The organism is Polynucleobacter necessarius, from assembly GCF_900096755.1.
In the GTDB taxonomy this organism is placed as follows: Bacteria; Pseudomonadota; Gammaproteobacteria; order Burkholderiales; family Burkholderiaceae; genus Polynucleobacter; species Polynucleobacter necessarius_K.
This window is the reverse complement of sequence record NZ_LT615227.1, coordinates 745,817-766,449: the sequence shown is the minus strand read 5'-3', so window position 1 is coordinate 766,449 and position 20,633 is coordinate 745,817. Positions and strand designations below refer to the sequence as shown.

General features: G+C 45.1%; 25 protein-coding genes and 1 tRNA gene. 8 read left to right on the top strand and 18 right to left on the bottom strand.

The window, feature by feature from the left end; all coding sequences use genetic code 11:
- Position 1: 1 nt before the first annotated feature.
- On the top strand, positions 2 to 1,276 hold the full coding sequence (locus DXE27_RS04045) for a DNA recombination protein RmuC (RefSeq protein WP_128112999.1): 1,275 nt from the start codon (positions 2 to 4) through the stop codon (positions 1,274 to 1,276).
- 103 nt (positions 1,277 to 1,379) lie between these two features.
- On the opposite strand, the gene DXE27_RS04040 is transcribed toward DXE27_RS04045, so the two are convergent.
- Complete coding sequence (locus DXE27_RS04040; protein WP_128112998.1) at positions 1,380 to 1,964, bottom strand: phasin family protein; 585 nt, start codon at positions 1,962 to 1,964, stop codon at positions 1,380 to 1,382.
- 449 nt (positions 1,965 to 2,413) lie between these two features.
- On the opposite strand from DXE27_RS04040, the gene DXE27_RS04035 reads away from it, so the two are divergent.
- Positions 2,414 to 3,439, top strand: coding sequence for an MFS transporter (locus DXE27_RS04035; protein ID WP_231969643.1), 1,026 nt, complete (start codon positions 2,414 to 2,416; stop codon positions 3,437 to 3,439).
- A 64-nt stretch (positions 3,440 to 3,503) separates the two neighbouring features.
- Here the strand turns inward: DXE27_RS04035 and DXE27_RS04030 are convergent, their stop codons facing one another.
- From DXE27_RS04030 to petA, 8 genes are all read right to left on the bottom strand, one after another.
- The gene (locus DXE27_RS04030) at positions 3,504 to 4,403 is read right to left on the bottom strand and encodes a glycosyltransferase family 47 protein (RefSeq protein WP_128112997.1); all 900 of its coding nucleotides are present in this window, start codon (positions 4,401 to 4,403) and stop codon (positions 3,504 to 3,506) included.
- A gap of 10 nt (positions 4,404 to 4,413) precedes the next feature.
- The gene (locus DXE27_RS04025; protein ID WP_128112996.1) at positions 4,414 to 5,091 is read right to left on the bottom strand and encodes a glycosyltransferase family protein; all 678 of its coding nucleotides are present in this window, start codon (positions 5,089 to 5,091) and stop codon (positions 4,414 to 4,416) included.
- A gap of 98 nt (positions 5,092 to 5,189) precedes the next feature.
- A tRNA-Thr gene (locus tag DXE27_RS04020) sits at positions 5,190 to 5,265 on the bottom strand.
- A gap of 17 nt (positions 5,266 to 5,282) precedes the next feature.
- The gene (locus DXE27_RS04015; protein ID WP_128112995.1) at positions 5,283 to 5,690 is read right to left on the bottom strand and encodes a ClpXP protease specificity-enhancing factor; all 408 of its coding nucleotides are present in this window, start codon (positions 5,688 to 5,690) and stop codon (positions 5,283 to 5,285) included.
- Between the two features lie 30 nt (positions 5,691 to 5,720).
- A complete protein-coding gene (locus DXE27_RS04010) occupies positions 5,721 to 6,332 on the bottom strand; it encodes a glutathione S-transferase N-terminal domain-containing protein (RefSeq protein WP_128112994.1) in 612 nt (203 codons plus the stop codon).
- Between the two features lie 99 nt (positions 6,333 to 6,431).
- Positions 6,432 to 7,208, bottom strand: coding sequence for a cytochrome c1 (locus DXE27_RS04005; protein ID WP_128112993.1), 777 nt, complete (start codon positions 7,206 to 7,208; stop codon positions 6,432 to 6,434).
- Positions 7,209 to 7,239: 31 nt separating this feature from the next.
- Positions 7,240 to 8,640, bottom strand: coding sequence for a cytochrome b (locus tag DXE27_RS04000; RefSeq protein WP_128112992.1), 1,401 nt, complete (start codon positions 8,638 to 8,640; stop codon positions 7,240 to 7,242).
- An 11-nt stretch (positions 8,641 to 8,651) separates the two neighbouring features.
- A complete protein-coding gene (gene petA / locus DXE27_RS03995) occupies positions 8,652 to 9,254 on the bottom strand; it encodes a ubiquinol-cytochrome c reductase iron-sulfur subunit (protein ID WP_128112991.1) in 603 nt (200 codons plus the stop codon).
- A gap of 126 nt (positions 9,255 to 9,380) precedes the next feature.
- Here petA and mscL point away from each other — a divergent pair, with 126 nt between their 5' ends.
- The 5 genes from mscL to DXE27_RS03970 all read left to right on the top strand — a co-directional run bounded on the left by mscL (position 9,381) and on the right by DXE27_RS03970 (position 13,307).
- Positions 9,381 to 9,803 carry a large conductance mechanosensitive channel protein MscL gene (mscL, locus tag DXE27_RS03990; RefSeq protein WP_128112990.1) on the top strand — a complete coding sequence of 141 codons (423 nt, stop codon included), beginning with the start codon at positions 9,381 to 9,383 and terminating at the stop codon, positions 9,801 to 9,803.
- A 23-nt stretch (positions 9,804 to 9,826) separates the two neighbouring features.
- Positions 9,827 to 11,005, top strand: a complete 1,179-nt coding sequence (locus DXE27_RS03985; RefSeq protein WP_128112989.1) for a Do family serine endopeptidase — start codon at positions 9,827 to 9,829, stop codon at positions 11,003 to 11,005.
- A gap of 199 nt (positions 11,006 to 11,204) precedes the next feature.
- Complete coding sequence (locus DXE27_RS03980) at positions 11,205 to 12,230, top strand: tetratricopeptide repeat protein (protein ID WP_269459828.1); 1,026 nt, start codon at positions 11,205 to 11,207, stop codon at positions 12,228 to 12,230.
- A complete protein-coding gene (locus DXE27_RS03975) occupies positions 12,184 to 12,861 on the top strand; it encodes a tetratricopeptide repeat protein (RefSeq protein ID WP_128112987.1) in 678 nt (225 codons plus the stop codon). Before DXE27_RS03980 ends, DXE27_RS03975 begins: the two co-directional genes overlap by 47 nt.
- 215 nt (positions 12,862 to 13,076) lie before the next feature.
- A complete protein-coding gene (locus tag DXE27_RS03970) occupies positions 13,077 to 13,307 on the top strand; it encodes a hypothetical protein (protein WP_172457107.1) in 231 nt (76 codons plus the stop codon).
- A 44-nt stretch (positions 13,308 to 13,351) separates the two neighbouring features.
- Here the strand turns inward: DXE27_RS03970 and DXE27_RS03965 are convergent, their stop codons facing one another.
- The gene (locus DXE27_RS03965) at positions 13,352 to 14,578 is read right to left on the bottom strand and encodes a porin (protein ID WP_128112985.1); all 1,227 of its coding nucleotides are present in this window, start codon (positions 14,576 to 14,578) and stop codon (positions 13,352 to 13,354) included.
- 211 nt (positions 14,579 to 14,789) lie between these two features.
- On the opposite strand from DXE27_RS03965, the gene DXE27_RS03960 reads away from it, so the two are divergent.
- Positions 14,790 to 16,253 carry a tetratricopeptide repeat protein gene (locus DXE27_RS03960; protein WP_128112984.1) on the top strand — a complete coding sequence of 488 codons (1,464 nt, stop codon included), beginning with the start codon at positions 14,790 to 14,792 and terminating at the stop codon, positions 16,251 to 16,253.
- Here the strand turns inward: DXE27_RS03960 and tatC are convergent, their stop codons facing one another.
- The 8 genes from tatC to hisA are packed head-to-tail and all read right to left on the bottom strand — an operon-like array spanning position 16,254 to position 20,616.
- Positions 16,254 to 17,033 carry a twin-arginine translocase subunit TatC gene (gene tatC, locus DXE27_RS03955; RefSeq protein ID WP_128112983.1) on the bottom strand — a complete coding sequence of 260 codons (780 nt, stop codon included), beginning with the start codon at positions 17,031 to 17,033 and terminating at the stop codon, positions 16,254 to 16,256.
- Positions 17,034 to 17,047: 14 nt separating this feature from the next.
- Positions 17,048 to 17,524: a Sec-independent protein translocase protein TatB gene (tatB, locus tag DXE27_RS03950; RefSeq protein ID WP_128112982.1), complete on the bottom strand. Its 477-nt coding sequence runs from the start codon at positions 17,522 to 17,524 to the stop codon at positions 17,048 to 17,050.
- Between the two features lie 51 nt (positions 17,525 to 17,575).
- Entirely contained in the window at positions 17,576 to 17,803 is a 228-nt protein-coding gene (tatA, locus tag DXE27_RS03945; protein WP_128112981.1) for a Sec-independent protein translocase subunit TatA, read from the bottom strand.
- 16 nt (positions 17,804 to 17,819) lie between these two features.
- Positions 17,820 to 18,176 (bottom strand): histidine triad nucleotide-binding protein, encoded by a 357-nt coding sequence (locus DXE27_RS03940; RefSeq protein ID WP_128113700.1) that lies wholly within the window; start codon positions 18,174 to 18,176, stop codon positions 17,820 to 17,822.
- A gap of 2 nt (positions 18,177 to 18,178) precedes the next feature.
- Complete coding sequence (locus DXE27_RS03935; RefSeq protein ID WP_128112980.1) at positions 18,179 to 18,580, bottom strand: phosphoribosyl-ATP diphosphatase; 402 nt, start codon at positions 18,578 to 18,580, stop codon at positions 18,179 to 18,181.
- 31 nt (positions 18,581 to 18,611) lie between these two features.
- On the bottom strand, positions 18,612 to 19,019 hold the full coding sequence (hisI, locus tag DXE27_RS03930; RefSeq protein ID WP_128112979.1) for a phosphoribosyl-AMP cyclohydrolase: 408 nt from the start codon (positions 19,017 to 19,019) through the stop codon (positions 18,612 to 18,614).
- 59 nt (positions 19,020 to 19,078) lie between these two features.
- Complete coding sequence (hisF, locus tag DXE27_RS03925; RefSeq protein ID WP_128112978.1) at positions 19,079 to 19,837, bottom strand: imidazole glycerol phosphate synthase subunit HisF; 759 nt, start codon at positions 19,835 to 19,837, stop codon at positions 19,079 to 19,081.
- Positions 19,837 to 20,616: a 1-(5-phosphoribosyl)-5-[(5-phosphoribosylamino)methylideneamino]imidazole-4-carboxamide isomerase gene (gene hisA / locus DXE27_RS03920; protein WP_128112977.1), complete on the bottom strand. Its 780-nt coding sequence runs from the start codon at positions 20,614 to 20,616 to the stop codon at positions 19,837 to 19,839. The genes hisF and hisA overlap by 1 nt, the downstream gene beginning before the upstream one ends.
- Between the last annotated feature and the right edge of the window lie 17 nt (positions 20,617 to 20,633).

Sequence of the window (20,633 nt, the reverse complement as noted above, 5' to 3'; positions counted from 1 at the left end):
TGTGACCTTCGATCTTAGCTCTCTTCTACTGTTTGGCCTGCCCTTAGGTTTGTGTGCAGGCCTTTTGGTTTATGCGCTCAATTTACATTCAGCACTGACTCGCGTAGAACAACAAGTACAAGCGGTTGCCTCTCTGACGGCAAGCATGCGCGCCGAACGCGACAAGGCACTTCAAAATGCGATTCGCCTTGAAGCAGAGCTCGACTCAGAACGAAAACAAGGCCTCGGTCGAATTGAATCGCTCAATGAAGCAAAGGAAGCGCTCACAAACCAGTTTAAAAACTTGGCCAACGAGATTTTGGAAGACAAATCCAAACGCTTCACCGAACAGAATGCAGCTAGCTTGGATGCTTTATTAAAGCCACTACAAACCAAGCTCACTGAATTTAAAGAGCAGGTAAGCAACTCCTATGGCAATGAAGCACGTGAGCGCCATGCACTCAAAAGTGAAATTGAACGACTCGCCAATCTCAATCTGCGCATGTCAGACGAGACCCGTTCCTTAACTCAAGCCCTAAAAGGTGACTCTAAAGTTCAGGGTAATTGGGGGGAGCTAGTTCTGGAATCCATCTTGGAATCTTCGGGTCTACGCAAAGGCGAAGAATATCTTGTGCAAGATAGCCATACGCAAACAGATGGCTCACGCTTACAACCTGACGTTGTTATCAAGCTGCCTGAAGGTAGAAGTCTGGTTGTCGATAGCAAGGTATCTATTACGGCCTATGCAAGGCACGCTGAAGCCACAGATCCAGCTAAAGCAGAACAAGAGTTGGCAGCCCATATCCAGTCGCTGCGCCAACATATTCAAGGCTTATCTGGCAAGAACTATAGCGCCCTGTATGGCGTTGGCTCAGTAGACTTTGTTTTAATGTTTGTACCAATTGAGCCAGCATTCTTATTGGCACTAAAGACTGCGCCCAATCTTTACCAAGAAGCTTTAGCAAAAAATATTGTGCTGGTTTGCCCCAGCACCTTGATGGCTACTTTGCGCACTGTTGCCCATTTGTGGAGACAGGATCATCAAAATCGCAATGCCCTTGAGATTGCGAAACAATGCGGCAATCTTTACGACAAATTTGTTGGATTTGTAGATGATCTTGAGAAGCTTGGCCAACGACTAGACCAGGCGCAGACAAGTTATCACGACGCATTCAATAAATTAAAGACTGGCAAAGGCAATCTCATACGCTCCGCCGAAAAAGTTCGCGAACTAGGCGTTAAGCCCAGTAAGAATATAGCGGCGGCGCTACTCGAATCATCTTCAGACTTTGAGTAGCGCCCAAAATAAATAATATTTTCTTTAGTCAAGACAAACAAAAACCCGCCTAGCTCACACTAGGTGGGTTTTTTAAAACGTAATGCTTTAGTAAATTCTCTAATTAAGCAGCTTTGCGGCTACGTGATGCAGGTGTAGCAGCTTTCTTAACTTGAGCAATTTGACCTTGTACTGTTTCGAGTGCCTGATCAGCAGTTTTCTCAGCAGTTGCAAACGCTTCTTTGCTAGCAGCGCGGAACTGCTCAAAACCTTGCAACGCACTTCCGTATACAGTCTTGAAAGAAGAGATGAAAGTCTCGGAACCAGCAGGTGCATTTGAAGCAACAGTATTAATCCAGTCTTGGAAACCATCTTGCAACTGGTCGATGCTTGCATCAACTACGTTTGCAAATTCTTTATTGCTATCACGCAATACTTTGCTTACTTTCTTTTGGTAGGCAGCGGCTTGATTACCTGCAGCTTGCAATGTCTCAGCATTTAAAAGTTCAGTAACTTGCTTTGGGTCTTTTGCTGTCAAAACTTGTTGAAAACCGTCTTGCGCATTTACCAAAGCGTCTTTGGATGCTGCATAGTTCAATTCAGCCAATTTTTGAGCATTTACCAAAGCGGCTTCGCTTAGAGAAAATGAAGCCTCAAGGCCTTCGCTGTTAATTTGGGACAATTTAGTGGTGATTTGTTCTTGGTTCATGTATTTCTCCAGAAATATTAAGTGGTACAACTAGTCAATTAAGTGCTAATTAAGGAGGATGTAGATACCTTAAATATTGCACTGCACCATGAAACTGTAACTGAGCAAATATGACAAAGCAAGGAATTTTTGCTGCTATGCAACAAATAAATACTATTAAAGATATAAATTGAATAAAATCAGTTACTTAGAGAAAAATGGGGATTCGCACTCCTACCGGAAAGTGGCCCTTGCAGCCTGTTTTGGCACATTTTTAGAGTGGTATGACCTCCTAACCTTCGCCACCCTAGCGGTTGTATTTGGGCCCTTATTTTTTCCCTCCAGCGACCCTAATGCCGGGCTTTTAGCGAGCCTGGCGACCTTTGGCGTTGGAATGGTAGTGCCCGCCCCCCATCGGGTCCGCCCTTTTCGGCTCTATAGGCAATCGCATAGGCCGTAAACCGGTATTCATGATTACCATCGCCATAATGGGCTTTGCGACGGTGAGTGTAGGCTTTCTGCCAACCTATTCCCATATTGGCATCTGGGCTCCCATTCTTTTAGTTAGCTTACGACTTTTGCAGGGCCTATCTGCCGGAGGTGAAATTGGCGGTAGCGCAGTCTATCTAACGGAGCATGCAGGAAATAAGCATAGAGGCTTTAAAACAAGCTTCTTGCAACTCATGGGGCCCCTGGGAATACTCTTTTCCACCTTACAAATTGCACTGCTTAGAAATTACCCTTCCAATTACCCTTCCCCCGAGGAATTTCAGTCATGGGGTTGGCGCGTGCCATTTTGGCTTTCGATATTGCTGCTGGGTATTGGCTTTTGGATACGCAAGTCACTTGAAGAAACGCCTGTTTTTCTAGGGATGTTGAATAAGGGCGCAAAAACAAAATCGCAACTGACAAATAATTTTAAGGACCCAGAGATTCGCAAAAGAATGTTTTTGCTCTTCTTTTGCATTTCATCTAGCGGTGCTATTTTGTTTTTCTGTGTTCAAGTGTATGTAGCCATCTTCTTAAAGACTGCGATTAAGCTCCCTGCAGAACTGGTCGATCAACTCAGCATTGGCTCCACCCTAATACTCTTTCCATTGACCATCTTTTCAGGCTGGCTTTCGGACAAGATTGGACGTAAACCGGTAGTGATATGTGGCGTTACGCTTGGGGCCATTTTTATCATTCCAGCATTTAAGCTTTTAGAGAACCTAGGGGTGGCATATTTAGAGACAAGTAACTCCGCCTCTCTTTTAGGCTTATGCCTTGTGCTAACGACGCTAGCTTTAGCGCTAGCCTTGGTGGTTGGTCCTCAGACCAGACTGCATTGCTTGCAGAACTATTTCCCGCAAAAAATAGAAACAGTGCAGCTACATTGCCCCATAACCTGGCAGCAGGCTGGGTGGGGGGACTACTTCCTTTGGCGGTTACTTGGATTAATCAAGTGTCAGGAAATAATCTCACCGGCCTTTGGTACCCCGTTATTTTCCTATTGAGCGCTGCAATAATGGCTTATATCTTTTTGCCAGAGACGCGTAAATCCATTCTGACTGAATAGATTTATAGGCTAGCTATGCGGCTGGCAATCTTTTTTTGCATGGCTAATTTGAAATCAGCCCACCAATGAATGCATCGCTCTTGCAGATCCAATATCTCATTTGGATTGTTCAGGACTCTAGCTTTCATCTTCTCCAAGAAATCAGGTAGCTCTGACCATGAATTGAGAATCGGAAACGGTACTGGGCCAATCAAAGCCAAAGCTTCTTCCGCAAGCAAGAACTCATGAGAGAGTGAAATCGGAATGCGCCCGAGTTCCAGTGCGTCATACAGGCGGATAGTTTCAGGATTATTTCCCGATGGGCACGGAGCAAAAATACTGTCTTCCATGATGGCTGAGTACAAACCTACGTTATAGCCACCAGCAAATCCATTGGAAGGCATTACATATAAATTTTCCCCGCAGGCTGCGGCGGGACCTGCAAAACTAGCACGCTCATTGTTGTAAGAAGCAGCATTATTAATCCAGCCCAAAAATGCAGATAAGCTCTGACGCTGTGAAGCCTTCTTCAATGCGCTTTGATCGCGTGCGTGGGCAACACCAGTTCTAAAGCCATTTGGCGCCCAAATGACTTTTCCACCAAGATTGGAGGAATTGATGATGCCGGGGAAGTAATAATTACGAATGACTAAGTCACACTCTGGATAAGCAGAAATATCTTTATCCAATCGCTCACCACCCATGTGATAGAGCACCGCTTTATTGCCTAAAGATTTAATGTGGCGAATAAGATCGACATTGATTTGATTCAGCTCTAGATACACGACTGGCGAAGCACCCAATAATGCTGGATTAATACCGAGGCTATAGGGCGCGCCACCGAAAAGCGTATTTTGAATAAACCAAGTCTCTAGGGCACCATTTAAAGAATCTGACGTGCTGATGATCTGTAATTCATTCATAAATTAAGGCTTATCCCTGGTGGTACTGAATAATTGATTCTGGATTGGCGTAGTAAGTATTCAATTCACCAAAGAACGGAGGTGGATCAGCATAGTCATGCCAAATCTTAATTGGGCCAAAGAAACTCCTCTGCCACATTGGGCGGAAATTCCAATTCAACGGAAGAATAAAGGGGTTAAATCCAGTCTCTTCGATTGCCAATGCAAATGAACCTTGATCGTTGGCAGGCATCGTATAGATACCGTCTTCGGATATGCCGAGAATTGAAGAGTCAATTGTTTTCGCCAACTCTTTCCATTTATCAAAAACCACTTTTGCTTTTTTGGTAAAAAATATTACTCCAGTGTTGTACTCGATCTCGTCACCAGAAAATATTTTTGGATAGCGCTTGCCCCAAGGTGCCTCACAAATAGCGATAGCCATTCCAAATTGTTTGGCCTTTTCAAAACCAAAATCTAAATTGCCAAGAACTACTGTATCCAAATCTAGAAAAAGCGTTTCTTCAAATGGTGAGAGCTCAAGTATTGCTGCTTTTTGATTAAGGCTACTAGGGTCACCACTCGGAGCTTCAACCTTAATAATTTCATGCGGCAAATTAGGATGAAATTTTTTTACCGAAGCCTTTAAACGCTCTATGGGAGGCTTGGCTTCATCACCCCAGTAAATTGAAATTATTCCTCTAGACATGCTTTCCTCAGCTTAATCGACAATGAAATAAAAGGCTGCCAATCATCAACTGCCTCATAGCAAAATGCCCCACATAAGTGAGGCATTTATAAAGTATTTGGTGCCCCTTGTCCGACTCGAACAGACCACCTACTGATTACAAATCAGTTGCTCTACCAGATGAGCTAAAGGGGCAACGGTGATATTTTAGCCTATTTCACAATCGTCAAGGAAGGTCTGCTAGTTTTCGGCTTTTCTGGGGCTTGATCGGATGAATCGGCCACATGTAAATCGCGAGCCTGAGCAGGGTCAAATGGGAAAGACATTCCTTGGCCATTCTCCCGAGCATAGATTGCGAGAACATGACTGACTGGCACCATGATCTTCCTTGGGATCCCCCCAAATCTAGCCTGAAAGCTTATCCAATCATTTTCAAGCTGCAGCTGATGGCATGCCTCAAGGGAAAGGTTTAAGACTATCTCGTCGTTCTTTACAAACTCCATGGGCACTTCAACCCTTGAGTCCACAAAAACGGCTATGAAAGGCGTAAAACCAAAATCCGTGCACCACTGATGTAGGGCACGGATTAGGTAGGGTTTATTGCTTGGAACGTCAGACATACTGACCTGTAATGAACCGCAAGTTGAAGCTTAGCGGCGCATTACCTTTTCAGAAGGCGTTAATGCCTCGATATAAGCGGGTCTACTGAAAATACGCTCAGCGTACTTCAACAAAGCTGCAGCATTTCGAGAAAGATCGATGCCGTAGTGCTCAAGACGCCACAACAATGGCGCAATTGCTACGTCCAGCATAGAGAACTCATTGCCCAACATGTATTTGTTTTTAACAAATATAGGGGCCAACTGAGTGAGACGATCGCGAATAGCCAAACGCGCTTTCTCATGAACTTTCTCGGCAGCCTTACCTTTTTCATTTTCCAAAGCGGCAACGTGTACAAATAACTCTTTCTCAAAATTAAAGAGGAAGAGACGCGCACGTGCACGAGCTACTGGATCAGGCGGCATTAGTTGTGGGTGAGGGAAACGCTCATCGATATATTCATTGATGATGTTTGACTCATACAAAATTAAATCACGCTCAACCAAGATAGGAACCTGGCCATAAGGATTCATTACCGAAATATCTTCAGGCTTGTTAAACAAGTCCACGTCACGGATTTCAAAGTCCATGCCTTTTTCAAAAAGCACAAGACGGCAGCGTTGCGAGAATGGGCAGTTAGTACCCGAGTACAACACCATCATAAATTTATTTCCTTAAATTTCTACTTCAATACAACAAACGCACAACAGTGTTAAATCTCTTCACTTATGGGCCCTAGCTGCAGGGCCCACTAAATCGAATTAGTGAATATCTTTCCAATAGGCTTTATTCAGACGCCATGCCAAGATGGTGAAGATTGCCAGGAATAGGAGCACGATCACGCCAAGACGCTTGCGCTCCAACTGCACTGGCTCAGCCATCCATGACATAAATGCAACCAAGTCGGCGATGTTGTCGTCGTACTCTTGCGGCTTCATTGTGCCTGGAGTTAACTGCTCAAAGCCAACGAAAACCTTTTCCATTCTGCCTTCGTCATGCGGATCTTTATGCTCTTCAAACTTCGCAGCACGCTCACCCTGCAACTGCCAAAGGACATGCGGCATACCCACGCTTGGGTAAACCAAGTTATTCCAACCTGTTTGCGTAGTGTCGTCTTTATAGAAAGTGCGGAAGTAGGTGTAGAGCCAATCAGTGCCAAGAGCACGAGCCTCAACAGATAAATCTGGTGGGTTTTTACCAAAGAACGCCTTGCCTTCTTTTGGTGTCATGGAGGTGGTCATCAAATCGCCGACTTTAGCGTCGTTCAAAATGAGATTGTCTTTAATCTGCTGATCGGTCAAACCGATATCGCGCAAGCGGTTGTAACGCATGCTAGAAGCTGCATGGCAGTTCAAGCAATAGTTCACAAATATCTTGGCGCCGTTTTGCAATGAAGCATTGCTGCTTACACGGTCAGGCACTTTATCCAATGGAAAGCCGCCTTCATTTGCATTGGCAGCAACACCAAAGCCAAGGGCAGCAACCAAAACCGTAGCTTGGCAGACGCCCATCAAAGTTTGCAGAATTATTCGTTTCATGCTAGTTCCTAGTTTCTCTTTGGTGTCTGAATTAATGGGGCTTAAAAGTAACGCGTGTTGGAACCGGCTTGAATGTACCAAGCGTGCTCCAGAACGGCATTGCCAAGAAGAAGCCCAGATAATAAATAGTGCATACCTGAGAAATCTTTTCAAACACTGGTGATGGTGGCTCAATACCTAAATAACCCAAGATAATGAAGCTCACAACGAACACGCCATAAATGTATTTATGGAACTGTGGACGATAGCGAATTGATTTCACCGGTGACTTATCGAGCCAAGGCAAGAAGAACATGATCACAACTGAACCACCCATGATCACTACACCCCAGAACTTAGCATCAAACAAGTAGAAGCCAGCAGCCAATACAAGAGCAATTGCTGCGCATGCGCCTTTTACTTTTTTGTCGTCAGATCTGAGAGCAAACATCCCAAGAATGACTGCCAAGAATATCCACAAAGGCAACAAAAAGTTAGTAGTTGTTGCGCGCAACATTGAGTAGAACGGAGTGAAATACCAAACCGGTGCAATGTGCGGAGGGGTTTGCAATGGATTTGCAGGGATGAAGTTATTGGCTTCAAGGAAGTAGCCACCCATCTCTGGTGCAAAGAATACGATGCAAGCAAAAATCATCAAGAACACACCCAAACCAAACACGTCATGGACAGTGTAGTAAGGGTGGAATGGAATACCGTCCACAGGATGGCCATTCGCATCCAAATTCTCTTTAATTTCAACGCCATCAGGATTGTTTGAGCCAACCTGATGCAAAGCAATGATGTGAGCAGCAACTAAACCAATCAATACCAATGGAATTGCGATGACGTGGAATGCAAAAAAGCGATTGAGGGTGGCATCGCCAACAACATAGTCACCACGCAACCATAAAGAGAGGTCTGGACCAATGAATGGAATTGCAGAGAACAAGTTCACGATTACTTGAGCGCCCCAGTAGGACATTTGACCCCACGGAAGCAAGTAACCGAAGAAAGCCTCGCCCATTAAGCACAAGAAAATTGCGCAACCGAAGATCCAAATCAACTCACGTGGCTTGCGATAAGAACCGTAGATCAAACCACGGAACATGTGCAAATAGACCACCACGAAGAACATGGAGGCGCCTGTGGAATGGAGATAACGAATCATCCAGCCCCATGGAACTTCGCGCATGATGTACTCAACAGACTCGAAAGCCTTGGCAGCATCAGGCTTGTAGTTCATTACCAAGAAAATACCGGTAATGATTTGCAAAGCCAAAACCACAATTGCTAAGGAACCAAAAAAGTACCAAAAGTTGAGGTTTTTAGGAGCGTAATACTCGGTTAAATGGGCTTTAATCGAGGATGTGAGGGGGAAACGGGAGTCAACCCAAGCCAACACCTTCTGCGCAACAGGAGCGTTTGCTGGGACTTCTTTTTCATGAAATGCCATTTATTTCTTCCTTAGGCCTTCTTATCGTCGCCGATCAGAATCTTGGTGTCGCTCAAATACATATGTGGCGGCACTTCAAGGTTATCTGGGGCTGGTTTGTTCTTAAATACACGGCCTGCCATATCAAATGTGGAGCCATGGCATGGACAGAGGAAGCCGCCCGGCCAAGTGTTTGGCAGAGACGGTTGAGCGCCTGATTCAAATTTTGGGGTTGGAGAGCAGCCCAAATGGGTGCAAATACCAACCACTACAAGGTACTCAGGCTTAATTGAGCGCCACTGGTTCTGGGCGTAAGGAGGCGTAAATTGCGCTGGATCACGCAAAGAGTCTGGGTCAGCCAATTCGCCATCAATCTTAGACAGCTCGGCTACCTGCTCAGGGGTACGACGTACCACCCATACAGGCTTACCGCGCCATTCAACCATTCTCATCTCATCAGGCTGCATGCCCGCGATATCGATTTCAACAGCTGCTCCAGCGGCCTTAGCGCGCTCAGATGGCTCAAAGCTGTCTACAAAAGGGTAAAGGGCTGCGGCCGCACCAATGCCACCTACTGCCGAAGTGGCGATCAGCCAGTTGCGGCGATCCTTGTCCATACAGGGCTTGTCACTCATTTACAAAATTCCTAAAAAGGGTATTTATGGGTGGAAATTGCTTAAAGGTAGGATTTTAAGGTAAAAAGTGGGGTAAGCAAGAAAGTTATGGGGTTAATCAGGATCAAATCAAAAAAGGAAGCCTTTATGAGCGTTTTAAAGGAGTTTCGGGACTTTGCAGTCAAGGGCAATGTGATCGATTTGGCAGTCGGCGTCATTATTGGCGGCGCTTTTGGAAAAATCGTGGATTCCCTGGTCAATGACATCGTCATGCCCGTAATTTCGACCCTTTTAGAGGGTCATATCGACTTTACAAACCTATTTGTGGTCCTGGGCCATGTTCCAGAAGGAGTGCCTAGAACGTTTGACGCCCTCAAAAAAGCGGGCGTGCCCATTTTTGCTTATGGCAATTTCATCACCATTTCAATTAATTTCATTCTGCTGGCATTTGTTATTTTTCAAATGGTCAAGGTCGTTAATAAAGTCAGACTTCTCGATGCGCCGCCCGCTCCACCAACACCAGAAGATATTGTGTTGTTAAGAGAAATTCGCGATAGCCTCAAGAAATAATTTTTATCTTTAATCGCTACACAATGTTTAATAGACTATGGTTACTGTTTGCACAAGTGGTAACCATTTTCTTAGCTGCATTCTTTATTATTGCCACACTAAAGCCAAGTTGGCTAACCGACGCTCAAATGAGCTCAATGGTACAGGGCGTTACTCTGAAAGAGGGTTCTTACGACAGTGCCGTAACCAACCCAGGCTCTTATCATGATGCAGTCAAAAAATCGATGCCTGCAGTTGTCAATATTTTTACAAGTAAGGTATCAGCAAAACCTAAGACCCGAAAAGGTAATGGTGGAAATTCTGCGGACCCTTTATTTAAATTCTTTTTTGGCGACCAACCACCAGACTTCGAACCCAGCTCCAGCCTGGGCTCAGGGGTTTTAGTCAGCCCCGAGGGAATCATTCTTACCAACCATCATGTAATTAGTGATGCTGACGAAATTGATGTGGCACTTGCAGACGGTAGAAAATTTAAAGCAAAAATTATTGGCAGCGATCCTGAGACTGATATCGCAGTACTAAAGATTGATGCCAAGCAATTACCTCCGCCCATTACTCTTGGAAAAATTGACTCTGCTCATGTTGGCGATGTCGTTCTTGCTATCGGAAATCCCTTTGGAGTTGGCCAGACAGTTACTTCAGGAATTATTTCTGCGCTGGGACGCGACCATGTCGGTATCAACACATTTGAAAACTTTATTCAAACTGATGCCGCTATTAATCCCGGAAATTCGGGTGGCGCATTAGTTGACACCAGAGGCAATCTCATCGGCATCAATACGGCAATTTATTCCAACAATGGCGGCTCAATGGGTATTGGGTTTGCGATACCGATCAATCTCGCCAAACAAGTGATGGAATCCATTCTTAGTAATGGCAGCGTCACCAGGGGGTGGATTGGTGTGGAGCCACAGAATCTGAACAAGGAACTCTTGGAGTCGCTTGGACTGCCAACCAATACCGTTGGAGTACTTCTATCAGGCGTTCTTGAGGGTGGGCCAGCAGCTAGGGGTGGCGTAGTGCCCGGTGACGTGCTGATAGCGGTCAATGGAGATAGCTGCAAAGATGTAAGGCAGCTTCTCAATCAAATTGCGCAAATTGAACCTGGTAATGAAGCCAACTTAAAAGTCTTGCGCAAAGGAAAAGAGTTGAGTCTGAAAGTGCAAACTGGCAAACGACCAAAGCCAAAGACCATGAATTAACGGCTATCATACATTTCAGTCGCCATTAATACGTCATCCAAAGATGGCAATGTCCAACCTACTGAACAGCCTTACTAAAGCCTCATCTTGAGCAACTAATGTCAAATAAAAAAATTACTCAAATGGGATTGTCACCAGAAGCCCTATCCCAATCTAGTATTTTTTTCAGAACGGACTCCAGTCACACCAGGCAGGCAATCTGCCAACTGCTGAAATTCAATATCGCGAAGCACTGAGGTTAAATCCGCAGCTTTTTGAAGCATTGCAGTTTTTAGGGGTCTTAAAAGCGCAAACGGGCGAATGTCCTGAAGCTATCAAGCTATTTAATCAAGCAATTGCCATTAATCCGAAAAATGAGCATGTTTATTTAAATCGTGGCTTAGTCCAATATCAATTGGGTGAGTTTCAGTCGGCGCTTGCAGATTTCCAAACAAGCGCAAAAATTGCTCCGCAGTATGCAGAAGCCTACTTCAATACTGCAAATACATTCCAAGAGTTAAGAGACTTCTCCAAGGCCGTCGTAAATTACGATAAAGCGATTTCTCTTGCCCCTCAATATGCTGAGGCATTGAATAATCGCGGGAATGCCTTGCAAGAGCTTGGCCAATACCCTGAGGCTTTAAAAAGCTACCAACAAGCGCTGGCTATTCAAGCTAATTACGCAGATGCGTATTTCAATTACGGAACTCTATTTCAAAATATAAAAGATTTTCAGGGTGCCATTAAATACTTTGATAAAGCCATTGAACTTGAACCCAATTATCTAGAAGCCTACATCAATAATGGCGACAACTATGATGAACTCAATAGTGCAAGCCAATCACTGCGCTACTATGAAGCCGCGCTAAAAATTGATCCCAACTGTTTAGAGGCGCGCTATGCGATGACTCTTTCAAGAATTCCCAAGATCTACTCCAACAAACAGGAGTTGCAAGAATCTAGAAAAACCTTTGAGACGATGCTGGCCAGCCTTGAGAGTTTTGTAAAAGCTCACATTAAAGATAGCCATCATATTGTTGGCAGCCACCAGCCATTTTTTCTCGCCTACCAAAATACCAATAACAAGCGCCTTCTTTCTCGCTACGGCTCTATTTGCATTGAGTTAATGAAGGGTATGCAATCTACTATTTCTGCACCCGCGCCACGTATTGCAACTCAGAAAATCAAAAATAGGCATTGTGAGCGGGTATCTGCATCGACATTCAGTATGGGACGCAATTATTAAAGGCTGGGTAAGCCACCTAGACCGGAACATATTCGAGCTTCACCTCTTTCATCTTGGTGAAAAATCGGACGAGGAAACGCAAGCCGCCAAATTATTAGCCGCAAGCTTTACTCAAGGTAAATTCGGCATTACACAGTGGGCGAATGCGATTCAAGACAAGGGGCTGGACTGCCTTATTTACCCTGAAATTGGCATGGATCGGCTCACCTGCCAACTTGCAAGCCTACGCATCGCAAAGGTACAAATTGCGGCCTGGGGCCACCCTGAAACCTCTGGCTTGCCAAGCATTGACTACTACTTATCTGCCGAGCGATTTGAAGATCCGCTTTCGCAAAATTATTACAGCGAGCAATTAATCAGCCTACCCAATTTAGGGTGCCACTACCAACCTTATCCGGCCGAATCTGTCACTCCAGACTTGGCGTCTCTGGGCATTCATGCTGATCGTCCAATACTGTTGTGCCCTGGTACCCCCTACAAATACAACCCAGAAAATGACTGGGTCTTGGTTGAGATTGCACGCCAACTACCAAATGCCCAATTTGTATTTTTCAAGTTCCCAGACAGTCCAATGGAGGTCTTAAAAAACACGCTTATCCAAGCAGTTTTCAGATGCAAATCTCCATTTTGATCATCAGGTAGTTTTTATTCCGCTGCTCTCAGCAAGCCAATTTCATGGGCTCATGAAATTGGCTAATGTTTTTCTAGCTACCCTAGGGTTCTCTGGGTTTAACACTGCAATCCAAGCGGTAGAGTGTGGCCTACCCATCGTTACGGAAAAAGGTCAATTTATGCGCGGCCAACTTGCCTAGCGGCCTGCTCGAACAAATGGGGCTAGAGCAGTTGATGGCGAAAAATAAAGAAGATTACATAGGGCAAGCAATCAAAATTGCCACAGACTCAAGCTGCAAAAACGATATTGCAGAACTGTATAAATTAAATCGTCACAAGCTATACAACACCAATGGAAGTTTGCGATTCTCAACAAGCTGCACCCACTCCATAACTGAGACATCCCAATTGAATTATTTATTGGACACTCCGCGTAAAACCCACTGTGTTGCCACAGTGGGTTAATTTGCTACTAATCTAATTCGTTACTAGCTTACGCTAGCTTTAAATTAGAAAGTGTGACGCAAGCCTAAAGCGTAGTTGTTGTTGCTAGCAGCTGTGTTACCGCTACCTTGAACGTTTACGCTTGAAGTTTGTGCTGAACCGTAGATAGCATACAAGTTTGTACGCTTGCTGAGGTAGTAGTTAGAACCTAACTGATACGCTGTGAAGTTAGCTGTTGGTGAGTTTGTACCGAGTGTGTCGATACGACCGTTACCAACGCTTGCCCAAGCTTCGATAGCTGGAGTGATGTAGCTACGTACACCAATCTGCTGTGCGCTACGGCTAGCGTAGTAGCTAGAGTTGATTGTAGATGTTGCTTTACGGTTAACCCACTGAGCGCATGCCTTCAAGATGCCGAAGTCATATGTTGCAGCGATGTAAGCTTGGTTATCTTGAATGTTTGAACCGCCAACAGTGCTATACAAAGAAGGCGCTGGAGTTGTAGCAACTGAAGAGCCTGAAGCTGTAGTAGTCAATGTGTATGGGTTAACAGACTTGAATGACTGGTAGTTTGCAGTTACCAATAATTTTTGCCATGTGTAGTTAACGCCAAGACCCCAACCGCTGTTGTTGTTAACACCACCAGCTGCGCTACCTGTAGAGGTATTGTAGTTACCAGTTTGGTTGTTGTTTTGATTGTTCATTGTGTAGATTGCTGTACCTACGAAACCAGCGAAGTTGTCGCTTTGAACTTTCAATGTGTTTGCTGTACGAACTGTGTAAGCATCAGTACCACCGTTGGTAGATGTTGCAACAGTAGTTGCTTGTGTTGTGTTACCAATACCAGCAGTGTTAGTTGCGTAAATTACGTTACCAACCATGTTGTTTGCTTCGCCAGGATCAGTTGCTGAAACAGCAGCGTGAACTGGAGTGTACTGAGTACCGATAGCGAATTGGCCGATACCATTCTTTTTAACGCCAGCAAATGCTTGACGGTTATTCCATGGTGAAGCGTTAACTTGTGATGGTGTCAAACCTGTTTCAACAGTGAAGAATGCAGACATACCGCCGCCCAAATCTTCAGTACCTTTGAAACCTAAACGGCTTGTTGATTCAGCTGATTGGCTGAAAGAGCTACCAGTTTGTGCAGATTGCACGTTAGCGGCTGTTGCTTTTGAGTTGTTACCGATGTAACCAACGTCCAAGAGGCCGTATACAGTAACGCTTGACTGAGCTTGAGCAGCAGACGCAAATGCACCGATAGCTGCAACTGCTAATAGCGATTTTTTCATTCTTTAAATCTCCAAAAATTAATAAAAGTAATGCCCAAATAAAACTGGGACCTATGAATTTTGCTTCTTTTGCCCAGCTAGACTGGGGGTAAGGGTATTTAGGAGCTCTTTTTGCTTGTCAAAAGGTAGTTTTTTGGCTTCCTTCGTTGTATCTCGGCAACAAGAGCCCTGATTTCCACCTTTTTTGCCCTTGGAATGCCAAAATTGTCATATGGCAAGTCGCGAATTCTTAAAAATACTCAGTTCAGCCCGCTTGGGCGATGTATTAGCGCAACAAAAATTAGCACAGGCTTACCTCACTGGGGCGTTTAAAACCCCCATCCAACCCTCTAATGCCTTGATTTGGCTAGAAAAATCTTATTTTTCCATTGCAAATCAAAAGCCTGAAGGCCAAAGCTCAGAGGGTGAATCAGTTTTGAATGTTTTATCCCAAATAGCCAATATCCCCCTTGCTGATACTTTTGGCTCCCCTGCATTCAGTTTTGGCTGGGACACTTTTTGGAGGCTGGCAGAAGGAAATGGCGACGTCCAATCCCAACAAGCTGCCAAATGGCAGCTGGCAAATCTTTTGATCAACCCGCTAAATCAAGAGATTCAATCTAGCCTGGTCGATTGGATCAAAACGCGAAAAGAAACAACCTCTCTGGAAAAAATGAGCCATTTAGATTTAATTGGGCTACAAAAAATTGTGAAGCAGTATTTACAAGAATTGGCGGGGAGTGACTCCGCTTTTGCATCAAATGCAAAAGAGTTGCTTATTAAATTACAGCCAAAGAATGAAGCCCTCACCTCGCTATGGGGTGTTTGGCTTGAGGATGGAAATGAAGATGCTCTAACTCAAGCGGCTGAACTTGGATTAACTATTGCAAAACTCACATTGGGTTTGCGCCTTGCTCAGCTAGATAGCAACGAATCTGCTGCAGAAGGAAAACCAAACGCCTCACTTAAAAAAGCGGCGCACTGGCTGGAGCTTGCCGCAAAAGATGGCGATCGCGATGCTTGGTATGCATTAGGTAAAATCTATCGCCGCCCTCAATTCTCCGGATACAACGCAACAGAGAGTGATCGCTGCTTTGATCGCGCTGCTGACTTAGGGCACCCGCAGGCGCAACTCCGAAAAGGAGCTAACCTTTGGCGAAAGCGCGAAAAGAGCGATGAAAAAGTGCGCGGCCTACAAGCATCCTATTGGGTTTGGCAAGCGCACCAACAAGGCATCCCCGAAGCAAAAGAATTGCTCGGAAAAATTTTGGGGAGCTGTCCAGATCCCAAATCGAATGAATGGCTAGAACTCGCGCAATTTGCCGAACAAGCTATTAATCATCATGCAGAACATAAGCTAGATGAAGATTGGTTATTGTTATGCCATCGTATTGTTATTGCCAACCAATTTAACTTCACCAAAGCAGAGTTATTACTTTGCGAGGTAGGTCAGCTACAGCATGAACATTGCGTAGTGGTCGATATTCGCTGGGAATTGCCAAAAATTTTGCCGAGATTAATTCAGATAGAAACCATTCAGCAGCGTCGAGCTCTATTGGCAGCAGGCAAAGCTTTTGTGGGCTCAGAATTAGATATTAAAGGTAATTTACGTCAAAGGCGCTATCGCTTTGATCGGGTTACAAGTTGGCTGGCCAACACCTTCTCAAAAAACCTTTCAGAAGTACAGCCCGCTTAATTAAGCGTCACCACCGTCTTCGGCGCTGCCTTCAGAAGGCTTTGGCACATAAAAACGAGCAATTAATAAACCGAGCTCGTAGAGCAAAGTCATTGGAACCGCGAGAAGCAACTGAGAAAGCACATCAGGGGGCGTCACAATTGCTGAGATCACAAATGCACCAACAATCACATAAGGCCGAATCTCTTTTAGCTTAGCCAAAGGCACCATGCCCATGCGCACTAAAACCACGACCACTACCGGCACCTCAAACGTAATACCAAATGCCAGGAACGTAGTCATCGCAAAGCTTAGGTAGTTATCAATGTCGGTAGACATTTCTGCGCCTAATGGAGCGTTATAAGATGCCATGAAATTAAATACGGTTGGAAATACCAAGAAGTATGCGAATGCCATACCAATAATGAATAGGCTGTAGCTACTAATTACCAAAGGCAAAATTAATTTACGCTCATGCAAATAGAGTCCAGGCGCAATGAAGGCCCAAAGCTGATACATCACTACAGGCAACGCAATTAAGAAAGCCACTAGCATCGTGACTTTCATGGGCACAAAGAACGAGCCAGTTACATCAGTCACAATCATTTTGCCGCCAGCAGGCAAAGCCTGCAATAAAGGCTGTGCAAATATATGGAAAATATCTGGCGCCCAATACACCAAGCATACGAAGACAACAATAATTGCTAAGACTGCCTTGATGACGCGATCGCGCAATTCAAATAAGTGCGATAGAAAAGTTTCTTGTAAGCCAGAATCTTCGGTGGAATTATTTTGTGTCATACGAAGATTATTTTTTATTTACCGGCAGCGTGATGAAGGCGCTTCATTCTTGCGGCGCCAGACTGCACACGCGTTCGTAGTCCGGAGGAACGCTTAAACCACATAGGTCTAGCTGCACGCTTAACGCCCCAGCTACTACGTCCTTGCCGCATGGTCTTGCGCAGCACTTCTCTTTCGTCAAGCAGAGGTTTTTCAAAACTGGTTTCGAATATATCGGCCTGATCACTCAGGTTTGAGCTAGCCTCTTGTACGGTCGAATGAATGCTATTCTCAACTTCTTTAAGAGTGGTGGCGCTTTCTTCCCGGAATTTTTTAAATTCCTCGACCTCCATCTGGCGACTCACCTCGGCTTTGACATCTGCCATATAGCGTTGGGCACGGCCAAATAAATTACCAGCCATACGAGCCACTTTAGGCAAACGCTCTGGCCCAACTACGACCAAGGCAACTACAGCAATCAGCGCAAGCTTTGAAACTCCAAGATCAATCATCTTAATAAGCTAACTAAGAACCGCATGAATTTCGATCTGCGCTATCAATGATTACTTATTAACATTAACGTCTTTGGCTTGCACATCAACTGTTTTTTCGGTGGATGTAGCGCCTTGCTGAATCTGCTCTTTAGGCTCTTCAGCAGTTTTCATGCCGTCTTTAAAGCCCTTAACGGCTCCGCCTAAATCTTGGCCGATGTTGCGCAATTTCTTGGTACCAAATACCGACATCACGATGACCAAAACAATTAACCAATGCCAAATGCTAAATGAACCCATCTTTAATCTCCTTGGATTATTTTTTCCAGGGACGCGGACCGCCCATCACATGCAGGTGCAAGTGATAAACCTCCTGCCCACCATCAGCCCCATTATTTACCATCAATCGAAAGCCACCATCCTTCCCAGGTCGGCAGCCTTGCTCTTTGGCAAGATGGGGCGCTAATTCCATCATTCTACCCAGCAATGGGGCATCAATGCTTTCCGTGGACTCTAACATGGGGATATGTTTTTTAGGAATCATCAAGAAATGCACTGGCGCAGCAGGGTTGATGTCTTTGAACGCAAAAATTTCTTCATCCTCATAGACCTTCTGGGACGGAATCAATCCTTGAGAAATCTTACAAAACAAGCAATTGGGATCGTGCGACATCATTATTCCTTGTCAGCAGCCTTTCTGGCCGCCTTCTCTTCAATCCCTGAGGTACCCAATCGACGATCAAGCTCACTAATAACATCTTCAGGTCGTAGGTTAAATTGCGAGAGTGTGATTAAGCAATGGAACCACAAGTCTGCCATTTCGCCGACCAAGAACTTTTGCTGCTCTGGTGCCAAATTAGAATTGCGCGCATCTTTAGCCACCATCACCGCTTCAGTTGCTTCTTCGCCAATCTTTTTCAAGATACCGTCATCACCCTTAGAAAAGAGTAAAGCTGTGTACGAAGTTTTGGGATCTGCTTGACCCGCCTTGAAGGCATCTCGACGTTGATCTATCACGTCGGCTAAATGGGCCAATCCAGAATCTAAAGCAGAGGGTTTATTTGCAGCGCTAGTCATTGAAGTATTTTATGTTGTTTGTCCGGAAGATTCACTTCTTGGATGTCGACTCATCAACCCAGGCTGATTTAGCAGAATCCCATTGCAAAAAGAAGCAGCTGTGCTCACCTGTATGACAAGCAATGCCATCTTTTTGCTCAACCAAGAGCAAAATCGCATCCCCATCACAATCCAGGCGAATTTCTTTAACTTTTTGAGTGTGGCCAGACTCTTCGCCCTTATGCCAAAGTTTTTGTCTGGAGCGCGTCCAATAAACTGCTTCACCTAATCGCAAGGTAGCTAATAACGCATCGCGATTCATCCAGGCCATCATCAAGATGTCCTTAGTGCCAACTTCCTGGGCAATTACAGGAACCAAACCTTGCTCATTCCAAGCAACAGCATCTAGCCACTGGCCCGGTTGAATAGATTCAATTGGTTGAAATGTGCTTTGACTCATATCTGAGCTTTACAGGGAATCCTAAGAACTTTGGAAATCTTGCCAAAGTTTAGTGCAACTTAAATACGGACCGGGATTCCCTGGGCCGCCATATATTCTTTTGCCTGACCCACCGTGTATTCACCATAGTGAAAAATGCTGGCAGCGAGTACTGCATCCGCATGGCCCTTTGTAATGCCATCTACTAAGTGCTGAAGATTGCCAACTCCACCAGAGGCAATTACCGGGACTGACACCGCATCACTAACAGCAGCAGTCAACGCCAAATCGAAACCATCTTTACTGCCATCTCGATTCATACTAGTTAACAGGATTTCGCCGGCACCACGCTTTGCAACTTCTGTAGCCCACTGCACTACATCCATACCTGTGGCAGTTCTACCGCCATGTGTAAATACTTCCCAATTGCCAGCCTCTGTTTGCTTGGCATCAATCGCCACAACGATGCACTGTGATCCGTAATAAGCAGCAGCATCAGAAACCAGATCTGGATTAGCCACTGCGGAAGAATTCATGCTGACCTTATCTGCGCCAGCATTAAGCAGGCGCCGCACATCAGCCACTGCACGCACACCACCACCAACTGTCAACGGGATAAATACTTGCGATGCCACATCCTCAATGATGTACAAAATCAGATCACGTCCGTCAGAGGTCGCAGTGATATCTAAAAAAGTGAGTTCGTCTGCACCCTGAGTGTCATAACGTTTGGCGATTTCTACTGGTTCACCTGCATCACGCAACCCAACAAAATTTACACCCTTAACCACGCGCCCTGCGGTGACATCTAAACAGGGAATAATTCTTTTGGTTAACACTAGATAGTTTTCTTTGCGTACTTAAGCGTTAGCTCGTCAGCATATTTTTGCGCGGCCGCGAGATCGAGGTCACCTGAATAAATGGAGCGTCCGGCTATTACACCCATTACACCCATTACACCCATTACACCCTCTTCCTCAGCCTTGCATAAGGCTTCGATGTCTTGATTATTTGAAAGTCCGCCACTGGCAATTACTGGAATTCGAATGGCTTGCGCTAGCTTCATCGTAGCCTCAACGTTTACGCCCTTGAGCATGCCGTCCCGACCAATGTCGGTATAGATGATGGCCTCAACGCCCCAGTCCTCAAATTTCTTGGCAAGATCAACCACTTCATGCCCTGTAATCTTGCTCCAGCCATCAGTGGCGACTTTACCATCCCTTGCATCCAAACCAACCATTACATGGCCCGGAAAGGCAGCGCAAGCATCTTGCACAAAGCCAGGATTTTTTACAGCTGCTGTACCAATAATGACGGTACTGATTCCGTCATCCAATAAACGCTCAATGGTTTCAAGATCACGAATACCACCACCCAATTGAACTGGGATCTCATTTCCAACCGCTTTAAGAATGGATTTAATTGCTGACTCGTTTTTTAGCTTGCCGGCAAATGCGCCATTCAAGTCTACGAGATGTAGACGTCGCGCACTCTTACCAATCCAATGCGCAGCCATTGCACCCGGATCTTCAGAAAAAACTGAGGCCTTATCCATATCGCCCTGTTCGAGTCGAACACAGTGGCCGTCTTTAAGATCAATTGCAGGAATCAGCAGCATAACAATAGGTTAAAAAT